The sequence below is a fragment of the Sunxiuqinia indica genome (genome assembly GCF_009847015.1).
GTDB lineage: Bacteria > Bacteroidota > Bacteroidia > Bacteroidales > Prolixibacteraceae > Sunxiuqinia > Sunxiuqinia indica.
In genome coordinates this window covers 81,987-97,776 of sequence record NZ_WVEM01000003.1, presented here as the reverse complement: position 1 = coordinate 97,776, position 15,790 = coordinate 81,987, and the positions used below count along the sequence as shown (strand labels likewise).

Annotated in this window: 9 protein-coding genes and 1 pseudogene; 9 read left to right on the top strand and 1 reads right to left on the bottom strand. The window is 36.5% G+C overall.

The annotated features are described in order from the left end of the window. Positions 1-191 precede the first annotated feature (191 nt). Complete coding sequence (locus tag GR929_RS21850; protein WP_235934087.1) at positions 192-329, top strand: RNA polymerase sigma factor; 138 nt, start codon at positions 192-194, stop codon at positions 327-329. A 46-nt stretch (positions 330-375) separates the two neighbouring features. Here GR929_RS21850 and GR929_RS22230 read toward each other — a convergent pair. Then, a pseudogene (locus tag GR929_RS22230) lies at positions 376-534 on the bottom strand (YWFCY domain-containing protein); the annotation flags it as partial. A gap of 1,221 nt (positions 535-1,755) precedes the next feature. On the opposite strand from GR929_RS22230, the gene GR929_RS05725 reads away from it, so the two are divergent. The 8 genes from GR929_RS05725 (at position 1,756) to GR929_RS05690 (ending at position 15,783) form a co-directional block, all read left to right on the top strand. Beyond that, positions 1,756-2,346 carry an RNA polymerase sigma-70 factor gene (locus GR929_RS05725; RefSeq protein WP_159517986.1) on the top strand — a complete coding sequence of 197 codons (591 nt, stop codon included), beginning with the start codon at positions 1,756-1,758 and terminating at the stop codon, positions 2,344-2,346. A 132-nt stretch (positions 2,347-2,478) separates the two neighbouring features. After that, positions 2,479-3,456: a FecR family protein gene (locus GR929_RS05720; RefSeq protein WP_159517985.1), complete on the top strand. Its 978-nt coding sequence runs from the start codon at positions 2,479-2,481 to the stop codon at positions 3,454-3,456. Between the two features lie 92 nt (positions 3,457-3,548). Beyond that, complete coding sequence (locus tag GR929_RS05715; RefSeq protein ID WP_159517984.1) at positions 3,549-6,932, top strand: TonB-dependent receptor; 3,384 nt, start codon at positions 3,549-3,551, stop codon at positions 6,930-6,932. 18 nt (positions 6,933-6,950) lie between these two features. Beyond that, the gene (locus GR929_RS05710) at positions 6,951-8,444 is read left to right on the top strand and encodes a RagB/SusD family nutrient uptake outer membrane protein (protein WP_159517983.1); all 1,494 of its coding nucleotides are present in this window, start codon (positions 6,951-6,953) and stop codon (positions 8,442-8,444) included. Positions 8,445-8,591: 147 nt separating this feature from the next. Then, positions 8,592-10,031, top strand: a complete 1,440-nt coding sequence (locus tag GR929_RS05705) for an arylsulfatase (protein ID WP_159517982.1) — start codon at positions 8,592-8,594, stop codon at positions 10,029-10,031. Between the two features lie 596 nt (positions 10,032-10,627). Then, positions 10,628-11,203, top strand: coding sequence for an RNA polymerase sigma-70 factor (locus GR929_RS05700; protein ID WP_159517981.1), 576 nt, complete (start codon positions 10,628-10,630; stop codon positions 11,201-11,203). 108 nt (positions 11,204-11,311) lie between these two features. Next, complete coding sequence (locus GR929_RS05695; protein WP_159517980.1) at positions 11,312-12,325, top strand: FecR family protein; 1,014 nt, start codon at positions 11,312-11,314, stop codon at positions 12,323-12,325. A 107-nt stretch (positions 12,326-12,432) separates the two neighbouring features. Next, the gene (locus tag GR929_RS05690; RefSeq protein ID WP_159517979.1) at positions 12,433-15,783 is read left to right on the top strand and encodes a SusC/RagA family TonB-linked outer membrane protein; all 3,351 of its coding nucleotides are present in this window, start codon (positions 12,433-12,435) and stop codon (positions 15,781-15,783) included. The last annotated feature ends 7 nt before the right edge of the window (positions 15,784-15,790 follow it).

Sequence of the window (15,790 nt, the reverse complement as noted above, 5' to 3'; positions counted from 1 at the left end):
ATTGTAGAATATTTAGATTGATATACTTGATCCCAAATCTGTTATTAATTTTAAGGTATTACTTCTATTATGTCAAAACTAAAAAACGTGGAATGAAAGTATTAATGTCAAAACGTTTGAATTAATTTTCCTCAATTTTATACTTTTATTTTTTAAAATTTGAGAAATTATTTGAAAAGCAAAGTAAAGGTATGGACATAACTCAAAATAAAAAAGCATTTGATGAGTTTTTCAGGTTTTACTATCCACGTTTGAAGAAATATGCATATTTTTTACTAAAAAGCGATCAAGATGCAGACGATTTGATTCAGGATGTTTTTTCAATTTAACGCCCTTTGTTCCAGGACAGGATAAAGCAAGAAATACCATTGCGAAAAGTTTAGTGTAAAGGATGTTGCCAAATAGTTTTGCGGTCCGGTTGAAATTCAGAATTATTTTATCAATTGTGTCAATATTAATACCCCATTCGATCATCTATTGGTAACAAAACCAATAGATGTTTATAACCACAAACAAAATACTCAGGGCACTCATTAAATCCATGATCTTAGCCAATTCCCTCAAATCGTCTTCCTGTTGCATATTACTTCGCTATTTAGTGATTGAAAAGCGAACGTAGGATGTGCTTTATGCGAAACTACTGAATATTAAAGTGGTGGCAGCATGTGGTATATCGTGCAATAAAAGATATTTTTAATATTAGTATTTTTGATAGTTGAACAATAAAATGGATAAAGTTCGGCGATGAAAAATTCAAAGGGAAAATATGGAAAATGAGGAAGAAAAGAAAATGAACGCACTTGAAGAGTATTTGAAGAAGATAGACTATTCTGAATACGAGCATAATGACCCCTCATAGATAAAGGAGAATTTCAATAAATAATAGGAATGCTTGATGATATTGATTTAAATGATGTTGCTTTAAAAGCAGGTTTAAATAGTCAAATTTTGCTTTTGGGAAATTGTTTTAATGTATTGATAATCAATGAGTAGTAAAAATCTATCGTGGTGAGTGTCAGGTGTCTAAGCTTTGCAAGATGGTTCAGAAAGGCTTTTTATTGGCTGGATGTTGGAAACTATACAAAGCAATGTTTATAGGAATGTTATAAAAATTCAAAAAATCTATACGCTAAGACGGAGTATGGACTAAGGATTTCAATAAAACCTGTATAGCTCGTGAATTCAAAAAAAATAGGGATAAGAATAATCATCAAAATTGTAGGACAGATAAATTAAATGCTAGCCATGATTACGTTGATGATTCACTCATCCTTAAACGCAGTTGGCTTAACTGAAATATTTTCAATAAAATTGGCAAAGTGTAATGTTGGTAGTAATCCTATTCAAGTTACACTACGATCTCATCTTTGTGGATGAAAGGGATTCAAAAAAGTTATTGCATTTTAATAAAGTTATTACAAAAATATAAGAAGGTACGGGATGATATATCTGAACCGTCTTTGATTCTTCTGGATTATGGTTTAATAATAGGCAATAGATGGATGAGAATATCTGGTTGAAGAGCGCGAAAAAGAGGTGTTAATATTTTTGTCTTTAAAAAAATGAGATCGTGGAATTTACTGTTTTTTCGTCTGACAACAGGAAATGATAAAAGGCTTCTTATTATCAGAGTGTTAGTGTTTGTTATTCTAGTAAATATTTAATTTTAGCTATTCTTTTTCAGTCAACTAATGAAAATGATAGTTGGAGATTTTCAGTATATTTAGGTTCTTTGTGATCATCACTGATCATTTTATGGAAAACCAATTGAATCACAAGTTAAAAGAAGGTGATGCTCGTTCATTTTCTGAATTGTTCAAGCAAACTCATCCACGCTTAATTGGATATTGCCAGTTATTTGTGAAAAATAGAAAAGATACAGAGGACTTGGTGCAAGACTGTTTTTTCCAGTTATGGCAAAATCGGGCAAAAATTGATTTTCATAAATCAGTGGAAAGCTTGTTGTTTGTTTCGCTTCGAAATAAATGTTTGAATTACCTGAAAGAACATTCACGGTACTCATTTGATTCCCTTCGGGAGGGAATGTTGTCAAATGAACTACAGTACCTATACCAACTTGATTTTATAGAGAAGAGGGAGTTGTCCTTGGAAGAACAGTTGGTTGCTGCATTAAAAGAAGCTATTGAGGAACTGCCGGATCGGAAGAGGGAAATCTTGATTAAAAATAAGATTAATGGAATGAAGCAAAAAGAGATTGCTTTAGAATTGGGTATTTCAGTAAAAACAGTTGAAAAACACCTGCATGAAGCGAAGCTTGAGTTAAAAATGAAACTGAAAAAACAGTTTGTGGCTCTCTCATTAATTTTACACTTATTGTTGCAATAATAAAAATACTTTATTTATTCTATTGAAATACAATTACTTGAGGTTTATTTTCTGATGATTTTTTAATTTTTTTTTATTTATCCAGTAGGGTTTTTGAAAATTTATTGTACTCATTTTTGAAAATCAACCACAATGAAAGCAAAAATCATAAAATATTTGGAAGGGAGAGCATCGGAAAAAGAAATACTTGGTCTTACCAGTTGGATTGAAGATGAAAATAACCGAATAAAATTTAGGAAGATCAAACGCGGATGGAAAGCCGGTTTGAATGACCAAAGCCTACCTAATACTACATTAATAGAACTGGACAAGTTCCAAACCCGAATTATAAATGAACATGATGAAAGAATTAGGAACCTGAATTTTAGTCAACGTTTATACAAATATGCTGCGATTCTGTTATTTCTGGTTTCAATTGGTGGTATTTATCAGTATCTGTCGGGAAACTTTATCGAAAATGCAACATTCTTCAATACCATTTTTGCTGAGAAAGGCCAAATTTCTAAAGCAATGCTCCCTGATGGAACAATGGTTTGGTTAAATTCTGGCTCCAGTTTAAAATATAGCAATGATTTCGGAATTCGGAATCGAGACGTCGAGTTGATCGGACAAGGGTATTTCGAAGTAACAAAAAATAGGAATCTCCCCTTTGTAGTAAGCTGTGATGAAATTAATATTAGAGTTTTAGGCACCCAGTTTTCGGCAGAATCCTATCCCAATGACCCTGATGTTGAGGTGGTTCTTGAAGAAGGATCGGTGGAGTTGTTTTCTGCTAATAGTCGTAAAGCTTTCGTTCACCTTCAGCCCAATGAAATCATGATATACGACAAGAAAAGCAATCATTACAAAATTGTTGGGGTTACCGCAAAGAAGTATACCGCTTGGCGGAATGGAATTTTTAATATTTATGACCAACCTCTGAATGAAGTCGCAGAAAAGTTACAGAAAAGGTATAATCAACCCATTGAAGTGGGGGATGGTCTCAAAAACTGCAAAGTTACATTTTCAATAAGAAATGAAGATTTCGAAGATGTCTTGAAAATGTTGCTGGATATTACCCATGCAAAAGCTTATCAGGAAGGAGGAATAGTCTATTTGAAAGAAAAATAAAAAAACAGGAAAGTGCGTCAACACCTTCCTGCCAATAAATCTCTTCACGTCAAATGAAGAGAATTCATTAATCAAATAACAAACACAAATTTATGAAAAAAGATTGTAAAACAAGGAGCTTATTGGCTCCGGGCATCTGGTATCAGATGCGAAAAATCCTTGTTGTCATGAAACTATCTTTACTAATTCTTTTATTTAGTTTGTTTTCTGCGGGGGCAAGTGTTTTTAGCCAAAGCAATAAGTTCAATCTGAATTATAAGGATGCAACTGTAAAAGAAATATTAGGAGCAATTGAGGATCAAAGTGAATTTCGATTTGCATTTAGTTCAGAATATCTTGATTTGGATCGAAAAGTATCGATATGTGATGAAAGTCAATCAATTACTAAAATATTGAATGGTATATTTCAAGGAACAGATGTTAAGTATACCATAAGCGACCGTATGGTCATCCTTTCAGTTGGAACAAAGGGAGGAGTCGGATTGGTGCAACAAAAAAGCATTTCAGGATATGTCACAGACTCTTCTGGTTCTCCTCTCCCCGGTGTTACCGTTGTCGTTAAAGGCACCACAAACGGTACAATTACCGATGGTGAAGGGAATTATTCACTCTCTAATATTCTGGAAAATTCAATTTTGCAATTCTCATTTGTAGGCATGAGAACCCAAGACATTGATATTGCTGGCAGAACCACTGTCAACATTGTTTTACAAGAAAGCACTGTTGGCATTGAGGAAGTTGTTGCAGTTGGTTACGGTACTCAGAAAAAGGTAAACTTAACAGGATCAATATCCTCCGTAAATTCGGATTTCCTTGAAAGCAGGCCTTTGACAAACTCGACACAGGCACTCCAGGGGGTTAATGGATTATATGTAAATCAAGCGGGAGGTGAACCGGGTGCAGACAATGCAACTATAAGAATTAGGGGAATTGGCACTTTAAATAATAATGATCCATTGGTGTTGGTAGATGGTATTGAGTATAATATGAAGGATGTCAATTCTAATGATATTGAGAGTATTTCTGTTTTAAAAGATGCTGCTTCTGCATCAATTTACGGAAATAGAGCTGCCAATGGAGTAATACTTATCACAACAAAGAAGGGGAAGAGTGGAAAACTTAAGGCAGAACTGAATAGTTATTTTGGATGGCAAAGAGCAACTTACTTACCCGATATGGTAACTAACTCTGTTGATTACATGCTTGCCAGGAATCAGGCTTCCGTTAATGAAAACCAAACTAAACCCTATTCAGATACGCAGATTGAAGAATACAGGAATGGTACAGATTCGGATTTATATCCCAATACCGATTGGTACGATATTATGTTTTCTGTCGCGCCGATGCAGGATCATTTTTTTCGTTTATCAGGTGGGAGCGACGAGGTAACATTTTCAATGTCAGTGGGATATATGGATCAGACTGGGGTTTTGATGGCGACTGACGCAAAGAAATATTCTCTGAATTCCAATGTAATCTTTAAACCGTCAGACAAATTTGAGTTCGGTATTATCATTAATGGTTCATATTGGGAAAAAAACGGGCCATATAAAGGGATAGGTGGTAATGACGATTCAGCAATAGGAGCTATTGCCCGAGCTCTTCCAATTCATCCCAACATCCTTGCTGATGGACACTATGGTGATACCTGGCTAGTTACGCCTGGGCACAATGTTTTTAGACATCCAGTAGCAAGAGCTTTAGAAGGTGGCAAGAAAAATTTAGATCAACATGCAATGGTCAACATTTATGCTGAATACACATTCCCGCTTGACATAAAATACAAAGCCACTTTTGCTGTCAATAAATCAGACAACAACGAGCATACTTTTTCACCAGAAACATTTCTTTATACCCCTAAAGCACCCACAGTTGCCAGACCAAATGGAAAAGATGTTCGTAGTGTCAGCGAAACAAATAGCAGGGAGTTGAATACCAGCTATTTCCAAACATTGAAATGGAACAAACGAATCTCGGATCAACACGATATTAATTTGCTGTTTGGCTTTAGTAGGGAATCTTTTTTCGATTCCAACCTTATGGCTTACATCGAAGGATTTTTAGGGAACGAATTGCCGGAATTAAATGCTGGTACTATTAATAAAAACGTAGGTGGCACATCATACGAATCGAAGCTTATGTCTTATTTTGGAAGAGCCAACTATAGTTTTTCAGATAAATATTTATTTGAGTTTAACTTCCGCTACGATGGCTCATCCAGGTTTGCAAAAAATAATCGATGGGGATTTTTCCCCTCTTTTTCGGTTGGTTGGCGGATCAATCAGGAATCATTTATGCAAAATCTACAGGCTGTTAGCAACCTTAAGTTACGCGCTTCCTGGGGGCAGTTGGGAAACCAGGATATCCCTTTGTATAGCTACTTGAATAATATTGATATCAATCAGGGAGCCACTTACAACGATGCTGTGGTTCCCGGAAGTGCAGTTACTACTTTGTCAGACCCGAATATTTCATGGGAAACAACAACCATTAAAAATATCGGTTTAGATGCAGGCTTGTGGGATAATAAGCTGGAAGTTACTATTGACGTATTTGATAAAGTTACGACCGACATACTTGCCCGGATAAATGTGCCCGGTCAGGTAGGGAATCTCACCGGGCCTATTACAAACCTTTATGGAATGTCTAATAAAGGTTTTGAAATAAGTGCTTCACATCGTAATTCAATTGGAGATCTGAATTATAACTTTGGTGGGAGTATTGCATTCGTTAATAACAACGTAGATTTTTTGAATGGTAACGTACAATATACAACAAACCTTTGGGGAAATATTAATGTCATTGAAGAAGGTTATCCAGTAAACTCATGGTTTTTGTACAAGGCCAATGGTATTTTTCAGTCTGAGGAAGAAGTTTCAAATCATGCCTACCAGGATCCGACAACTGGACCGGGTGATATAATTTATCACGATTTCAATAACGATAACAAAATTGATGTCAAAGACATGCGGGTTCTGGGACGGTCAACGCCTAAATATACTTATAGTTTCAATTTAAATTTTGATTATAAAGGATTTGATTTAGGTGCATTTTTTCAGGGGGTACAAGGTATTGATATTTATCCGACCAGTAATGTCTCGTGGCCGCTTTATAACGGGGCAGGACTCACCAAAGACCAGTTGGACAATAGTTGGACCAGTGAGAATCCTGACGCTAAATATCCCCGATTGTCCTTGCAAAAAAGAGGTTCTCGTATCAATGCCAGAAATTCTACTTTTTGGTTAAAAGACGCATCTTATTTAAGGTTGAAGAATTTGCAGATAGGATATACTATTCCGTTGAAATTGTTGACGAACATCCACCTTAGCAAATTGAGAATTTATGCCAACGCACAAAATCTTTTAACTTTCTCTAAATTTAAATTATCAGATCCGGAAAAGGATATTTTGGCGGAAGATATATATAGTTACCCTACTACCAAAATCATCTCTGTTGGATGCAATGTGGTGTTTTAAAAGTAAAATGTTAAAAAAATGAAAAATATATTATATATAGGAATTTCAGTATTGTTATTGTTCATTGTTTCGTGTAACGAAAGTTTTTTAGAAACAACAGCGACTGATAATTATAATGAATCAAACTGGTGGCAAACGGAAAGCCAGGCAGTATCTTCCATTAATGGATGTTATGCAGTTTTAAGGGAGGATCAGCTATATGGAAACAACGCTTTAATGGAAGAAAATATCTCACCAAATTCTTTTAATCAAAGTGGGGATATATTGTTGGCCACGGGGGCTCATACTGCGGGCAATGAAACAGTGTTCAGGGACCGATGGAATGCTAATTATAAGGGCATCGGAAGAGTAAATATACTTCTTGATAATATTGAACGAGTACAAATGGACGATGCATTGAAAACTAGAATTAAGGGGGAGGCATCATTTCTTCGTGGCTTGTTTTATTTTAACCTGGCAAATTATTTTGGAGGTGTACCTTTAATTCTTGAATCTCCTGATTTTGAGAAACAAGCTAATTTACCGCGTAATACACGACAAGAGGTTATTGATCAGGTATTGGCTGATCTTGATTATGCAGCTTCTGTGCTTCCTGTTTCTTATGTAGGATCAGATATTGGTCGAGCTACAAAGGGGGCTGCACTCGCATTGAAGGCGAGGGTTCTTTTGTACGAAAGCAGGTGGTCTGAAGCAGCTCTGGCAGCCAAAGCAGTTATGGAATTGAAATACTATGGTTTGTTTTCAGATTACAGAGGCCTATTTCAGGTTGAAAATGAAGGAAATAAGGAGGTTATTTTTGACGTACAATATAAAGTTCCGGAATATACTACGATCTTTGATATCCAAATTGAACTACAATTGAATGTTGCTCCGACCCTGGATCTTGTAAACAGTTATCTAATGTCTGACGGCCTGACCACTGAAGAATCCCCATTATTTGATCCGGCACATCCTTATGATAATAGGGATCCAAGGTTGCAAAAGGCAGTTGTTATTCCCGGCTATATGTTCAGAGGTGGAATTGCTTCACCGACAAAATACTTTAGCACTGGATTCGGGTTTAAGAAATATACCTCTTATAAAGATGATGTTGTACAGGCAAATATTAATAATTCAGAATTAAATTTTATTGTCTTACGTTATGCTGATATATTGTTGATGTATGCAGAAGCAACAAATGAAGTTGCAGGTAGCGATCCCTCAGTTTATGATGCTTTGAATCAGATCCGTTCCCGTGCCTTGATGCCGGATATAACGCCAGGTCTTACAAAAGATCAGATGCGGGAAGTGATAAGGCATGAGCGCAGAATTGAGTTGGCCGGTGAGGCACTTTATTATAATGATATCCGTAGATGGCACACCGCAGAAGTAGTGATGAATGCCAATGTTTTAAACAGTAAGGGTGAGGTTGTACAGGTACGTTCATTTAATCCGGAAAGGGATTATTTGTGGCCAATTCAGGAAATAACGCGTCAGGAAAATCCTGCACTTGATCAAAATCCTAAGTACTAAACAGGGAGCATTATTCTATTGCAAGCAAAAAAATGAAGTAGTGGATTTTTTGATTTTCCCGTCTAGCGTTGATTTAAAAGGACATTGTATGTACTAATGTCCTTTTAATATTTTTTATCTTTTAAATTAATGATTCAATCAAATATTATGAAACGAAGTATTTGTGGAGGTTTAGCAGTGTTATTGATTCTTTGGGCCTGCCAAACATCAACGAAACAAGAAGGAAAAAAGGAAATTAAACCTAATATTGTCTACATTCTGGCAGATGATTTGGGCTACGGTGATTTAAGCTGTTACGGGCAGCAGAAGTTTCAAACTCCCAATATTGACCGTTTGGCAAGTCAAGGCATGCTTTTTACACAGCACTACGCCGGTTGTTCAGTTTGTGCTCCTTCTCGCTCTTCTTTATTGACAGGACAGGATACCGGGCACACACCGATTCGGGGCAATATGCATGTTGATCCTGAAGGCGAGGCTCCACTGTCCACAGGATCATTCACGCTGGCCGAAATGCTGAAACAGAAGGGATATACAACCGGAGCCTTTGGCAAATGGGGGTTGGGTTTCATTACCTCTGAAGGTGATCCCAACAATCAGGGCTTCGATCAGTTTTATGGATATAATAGCCAAACGCTTGCTCATAATTACTATCCTGGTCATCTGTGGAATAATCATGAGAGGGTGGTGTTGAATGGGAATAGTGGAGATAAAATAGGAGAGTATTCCGCAGATATGATTCAAGATAGTGTGTTAAAATTTGTGGAAAGAAATAGGAACCATCCCTTCTTTTTGTATTATGCCAGTACAATTCCCCATGCAGAATTGCTTTTGCCGAAAGAGAAAATGGCTCCATTCAAGGGCAAATTTCCACCGGAACATCCATTTACTGGAGCCGAGTTTGGTGACGAAAAATTTCGGTTGGGCGCTTACGGTTCTCAACAGGAGCCTCATGCCGCTTTTGCAGCCATGGTTACATTGTTTGATAAGCAAGTGGGAGAACTAATGGACAAGTTAAAAGAACTGGGGCTGGATAAAAGCACGTTGGTTATTTTTACATCTGACAACGGTCCGCATATTGAAGGAGGGGCTGACCCTGATTATTTTGATAGTAATGGACCGTTGAAAGGATATAAACGGGATCTTTATGAAGGAGGAATCCGAGAGCCGATGATTGCATGCTGGCCAGGCAAGATAAGTGCAGGCAGTACAACCGACCTGATTTCAGCCTTTTGGGATGTTATGCCAACATGCGCTGAACTAGTAGGTGCTGAAACTCCTCAAGATATCCAGGGAATTTCTTTTCTGCCAACTTTGCTTGGAAAAGATGGACAAAAGCAACACGATCACCTGTATTGGGAATTTCATGAACTGGATGGCCGGCAGGCCATTCGTAGAGGCAATTGGAAATACGTTAGCTATAATGTGCTTGATCCCCAAAAACGAACAGTAGAACTCTATGACTTATCCACCGATATTGGAGAAAAGAATAATGTTGCAGATCAACATCTGAAAATTGTGAAAGAGATGCAAGAATTACTACGCACGGCAAGGGTTCCTGTTGATACTTTTCCTTTTGTAGAAGATTAGGGGTTTGAACCTCTTTTGAGAAAATTTTTTCTCAAAAGAGACTTAATTTAACACTAAGATTCAAGCCTGTTTTGTTGAACGGATAATGTGAGAACCTATGAAAATACTTTATATAGATTAACGTTGAGATTAAGTTGCGAAATCCTAATTCGTTTGTATTGTTGCCTTTGGAAATTGGAATACTTAAAATGGTCAAAGAAAAAAGGGATAAGGTTGATGACGTTTTATTAAAGCGTTTTATCGATGGTGATGTGCGAGCTTTTGATATGATCTATTCCTTATTTAATCTTAAGCTATAAAAGTTTGCATTTTCAATAGTTAAAACAAATTTAGATACAGAAGATCTTGTTCATGAGGTTTTTGTTAAGGTTTGGGAGAACAAGGAAAAAAACTAAGAGATCATGCTGCTTTCAATACTTACTTGTCCAAATTAGCCTGAAGACTTACACTCTAATTTTGAGGTATTACTTCATTATATCAAAACTGAAAAATCGTGGAATGAAATCATTAATGGCAAAACGTTTGAATTAATTTTCCTTAATTTTGTACTTTCATTTTTTAAAACTTGGAAAATTATTTGAAAGCTGAGCAAAGTTATGGACATAACCCAAAATAATAAAGCATTTGAGGAGTTTTTCAGGTTTTACTATCCACGTTTGAAAAAATATGCATATTATTTTCTAAAAAGCGATCAAGATGCTGACGATTTGATTCAGGATGTTTTTTTTCAGCTTTGGAGAAACCGTTCGAAATTGAATGACAGCGAGAACATCCCATCTTATACCTTCACGTTGCTACGCAACAAATGTTTGGATTTCCTTAAGCGAAGGGTTGTGGAAGAAAGGTATTTGGACCAGCAAGCTTTCATGGAAGCGGAAGAATTGTATTATATCAGCTTTGGGAAAAGCGATAAGTTTGTTTCTATGGAAGAACAATTATACTTGGAATTGGAGAAGATAATTCAGGATATGCCGGTAAAATGTGGAACTGCATTTCGTTTAAGGTGGATTGAAGGTAAAAGAAACCGGGAAATTGCAGCCATGATGAACATATCTACGACGATGGTTGATAAGCACTTGGCACGAGGCTTAGATATTGCTAGAAAGAAATTAAGGCCGGAGCTATTTTTATTTTTTATGCTTTTAGGAAAGGAAAAATTCATGTACAACTAATTTTCCCCAACAGATTATTGTTGTCGCATCTTAATAATTTTCAAAATAATTTCAGAAAAGGGTTGGTAAAATTAGGTCTCTAATCGTATTTCTAATAAAGAACAACCAATGAAAGGCGAAAAGTCGATATATACAAGGAAGATACTTTCTTTTCTTAGAGGCGAATTGACAATAGATGAGGAACAAGAACTTTTACATTGGCTTAAAAGGGATGATCAGAATAGGGAATTCTTTATGACGATTCAAAAATCCCTTGAAAAGGAGGTTGTGCATACTAGGGACAAAAAGATTGATCAACAGTGGAAGGCTTTAAAATCAAGAATATCTACTAAAAAGATTGGTTTTGTCCCCAAAGACAAGCCATTCTGGAAAAGGAAGATTGTTGCAATTGCTGCGGCATTTATATTGGGGCTTATTGTCCCAAGCACGTTTATCTTTCTGAATAAGGAAAGTGAATTTTCCCAAAATCACCAAGCCAACGAGCAAATCTCAGTTCCTTATGGGGCCAAAACAAACTTTAAACTGCCAGATGGGTCAGTAGTGTGGTTAAATTCAGGATCCAAACTTTCATTTCCATCCCAGTTTCGAAAAGTTCGTACGATAAGTCTTGACGGGGAAGCATTTTTTGATGTTGTAAAGGACGATATGCCATTTATTGTTTCCACCAACTATGGAAATATTAAAGTAATGGGAACTGCTTTCAATGTTAAGGCATATCAAGATGAAGTATTTCAGACTACATTGGTCCGTGGTGCGGTTGAAGTAGAACGGTCATCAGGCAATTCCATTATTCTAAAGCCAGGGCAACAATCTTACTTGGATGACAAAAACCAGCTTGCAAAAAAGTCAGTCAATACAGAAGTTTTTACTTCTTGGAGAGAAGGGAGACTGATTTTTTACAAAGAGCCTTTTGTCGAAATGGCAAAACGTCTAGAAAGGTGGTATAATGTTAAAATTGAAGTCAATAATAAGAATATTGAAAATCTCCGTTTCACGGGAACTATTGAAATGGAGACACTGAGTGAAGTAATGGAGTTAATACAAAGAACAATGCCGGTTCAATATTATTACGATCGAAACAGCCGCACTTTGAAAATTTATAAAAAAGGAGGTGTTTTTTGAATAAATAAAATGGTAATGTAAAATAAGGAAGGAGAAAAGTAGCGGTTTTCCCCTTCCGATGAATAATAGTTTAATAATAAATTACTCATTAAACCAATTTCAAAACTATGAAAAAAAAACGAAGTAATCGTGGTTTACAGCCATTGTATTACCAAATTATTAGAAAAATGAAACTGACAATTTTTTTGTTATGTATTTCTTTGCTGGGAGCTTTTGCTAATGAAGGTTATTCGCAAGATACTAAGTTGACTGTCGTGATGAATAACTCTTCAATTGAGGATGTTCTTGGGAATATTGAAAATCAAAGTAAATTCAGGTTTTTCTACAACGAAAAGATTGATGTTGATAAAAAAGTATCTGTAGACTTTCTGAATGAAAATATCTTTGAAATCTTAGATAACTTATTCAAAGGGACAAACCTTAAATACGAAGTTCTTGGGAGGCAGATAGTGTTGTCGGAAAATCGCTTGGAAACACAACAGACTAAAATAGCCGTTACGGGCAAGGTTTTAGATTCTTTAGGCTTACCCCTTCCTGGTGTAACAGTAATCTTGAAAGGTACAACCAACGGTACAATTACGAATACCGATGGGCAGTATTCCGTTTTAGATGTTCCAGCCAATTCTATTTTGGTCTTTTCGTTCGTTGGGATGAAGACTCAGGAGATTCCTGTAGATGGAAAGACATCAATTGATGTCATTATGACTGAAGATGCCATAGGATTGGAAGAAGTGATTGCTATTGGTTATGGAACAGTAAAAAAGAAAGATTTAACGGGTTCTATAGGGAGTGTTGCTTCTGAGCAGATTGCGACGCGAGGTAGCACTGAGGCGTTGGAAGCACTTCAAGGACAGTTGGCGGGAGTAAACATTTCAAGGTCATCAGGGAGAGCAGACGTTGGATTCAATATCGTTATTAGAGGTCAGAATTCGATCTCAGGTGGCTCACCACTCTATGTTGTAGATGGATCAATCGTGGATAACATAGACTTTCTTAATCCAAACGATATTACTCAGATGGATGTCCTTAAAGATGCCTCTTCGACAGCTATTTATGGTTCAAGAGGTTCAAATGGTGTAGTTTTAATTACCACAAAGGGGGCAGGAGTTGAAAATGAGAAAATATCAATTTCTTATAAGGGTTATTACGGAATTAAAACACCAGCTCATACGGCACCGATGATGAATGCCGAGCAGTGGTTGAACTATAGGATTGCAGCAGCCCAGGGAAATAGTTTGGATCCATTTAGCGGAGATGTATTTGGAGATTCTGATGAGAACAGATATGTTTCATCCGATGAGTGGGATCGGGAGATAGAGCGTCGAATTGCAGCCGGGGAAACTTATAACTGGGAGAAAAATTTTTTAGAAAATGGCTATAGGCAGAACCATTACCTCTCATTGAATGGTAAATCAGGAAATACTTCTTATAGTCTGACGGCTGGTTATCAAAAAGAAAAGGGCTTTATTGAAAAGGATTTTATGGATAAATATACCTTTAGTATTGACCTAAAACATAAATTCAATGAGAAATGGGAAGCTGGCGGTTTAATTCGTACAGGATTAAAGGAGACTGAAGTTGGAGGTGGGAAAAGTATCATGAATTTATATCGTATGCCACCAATATTTTTGGCTAATGATCCAACGGGTTGGCTTTATGAGGTTGATGGACTCACAATATCACCTGCAACTATCGTTACAGGCTCAATGAACCCGATTCTAGATCAGAGATATTCGAATTCCAACGGACGTTCAATTGATTTATTAGGCAAAGTATTTTTCAACTACCGACCTTATAAATGGTTAAGCGCACGCACCGAATTTTTACCCCGTTTTAAATGGATCAGGGAAGCATCATGGGGTGGCCAGTACTCAGAGTCGGCAGGTGGTCTGCAGGAAAATACAACTGCGAGTATTTTAAATCGAAACCGAATCAATTTTACCTGGGATAACCAAGTAAATACTAAAAAGTCGTTTGGAGACCATACTATACAGGGAACAGTCCTTTTTAGTGTATACGATTTTCAACAAGAGGACTATCGTGCTGAAGTTAAAGATTTACCTCAAAATACTTCTTTTTATAATATGGGAATTGCCAGTGAAAGAACAAGCACCGAAAGTTCCTATACCATGAACAGGTTGACGTCATTTATGGGGCGTCTAAACTACGATTATGCAAACAAATACCTACTTACACTTTCTGCCAGATGGGATGGATCTTCAAAATTAGCTGAGGGGCATAAATGGGCTGCTTTCCCATCCACAGCAGTGGCTTGGAGAGTTGAGCAAGAGCCTTTCATGCAGAATATTCCTGTGGTATCGATGCTTAAAGCTAGATTAAGTTATGGTTTTACAGGTAATAATAATATTAATGCATTTCAATCCTCTATTAGTGCCAATTCCCTGTATTATTATGACTTTGGGGGTATAGTCTCCAATGGAATTGGACCTTCTGGAATAGCTAATAACGCTTTAACTTGGGAAAGAACTGAAGAAGTGGACTTTGGATTGGATTTTGGGTTATTTAAAGGCAGGGTTTCAGGAACAGTTGATTTATACACAAAGCTATCGAAAGATTTGTTAATGAAACGCAAATTACCTGTTCCAATGGGATGGGATGAGATGACTGATAATATCGGCTCTGTTAGAAATAAAGGGATTGAAGTTTCATTACGGACTATTAATATTCAAACACAGAATATTAAATGGGAAACATCGTTTGTTTTTTCAACCAATAAAAATGAAATTGTTGAGACCAACTTAGGGAAGGTTGATGATGTTGTAAACGGTTTATTTATCGGTCAGCCAGTGGATGTTTATTATAACTATGATATGATAGGCGTTTGGCAATTGGATGAGGTAGAAGAAGCTGCAAAGTGGGGAAGAGTGCCAGGTGAAATTAAAATTAGGGACATAAGTGGACCTGAAGGTGTGCCCGATGGGAAAATTGAAGCACAATATGATCGGACAGTTATCGGAAAACCAATTCCTGATTGGACAGGAAGTCTGTATACTCAATTAATGTATAAAAACTTTGATTTTTCCATGTCTGTTTACACAGAACAGGGAATTACTAAAAAAAGTAGGTTTTTTAATGACTTGATTTACACAAACAGAAATACAGTTGTACATAACTATTGGACCATAACCAATCCTTCAAATGATGCCCCTAGCCCCAAATATGCAACTAATGATGATTTTTGGGGAAGAAAAGGGGCACAATTGCAAAATTATAAAGATTGTTCATATACAAGGGTACAAAATATAACTTTTGGATATACTTTCTCCAAACAATTTGTTCAAAGAGTAAATATGTCTCGCCTAAGGATATATGCAAACGTAACCAATCCCATATTGATTACTGATTTTCAGGGGCATGATCCTGAGTTTGGTGACAAAGGAACTAATGATGGGCCTGGCTTTATGACCGTTCAGTTTGGTGTAAACGTAAATTTTTAAGCATCTA

Coding starts and splice junctions, on each gene's coding strand:
- GR929_RS21850 (WP_235934087.1), top strand. CDS start 192: ATGGACATAACTCAAAATAAAAAAGCATTTGATGAGTTTTTCAGGTTT.
- GR929_RS05725 (WP_159517986.1), top strand. CDS start 1,756: ATGGAAAACCAATTGAATCACAAGTTAAAAGAAGGTGATGCTCGTTCA.
- GR929_RS05720 (WP_159517985.1), top strand. CDS start 2,479: ATGAAAGCAAAAATCATAAAATATTTGGAAGGGAGAGCATCGGAAAAA.
- GR929_RS05715 (WP_159517984.1), top strand. CDS start 3,549: ATGAAAAAAGATTGTAAAACAAGGAGCTTATTGGCTCCGGGCATCTGG.
- GR929_RS05710 (WP_159517983.1), top strand. CDS start 6,951: ATGAAAAATATATTATATATAGGAATTTCAGTATTGTTATTGTTCATT.
- GR929_RS05705 (WP_159517982.1), top strand. CDS start 8,592: ATGAAACGAAGTATTTGTGGAGGTTTAGCAGTGTTATTGATTCTTTGG.
- GR929_RS05700 (WP_159517981.1), top strand. CDS start 10,628: ATGGACATAACCCAAAATAATAAAGCATTTGAGGAGTTTTTCAGGTTT.
- GR929_RS05695 (WP_159517980.1), top strand. CDS start 11,312: ATGAAAGGCGAAAAGTCGATATATACAAGGAAGATACTTTCTTTTCTT.
- GR929_RS05690 (WP_159517979.1), top strand. CDS start 12,433: ATGAAAAAAAAACGAAGTAATCGTGGTTTACAGCCATTGTATTACCAA.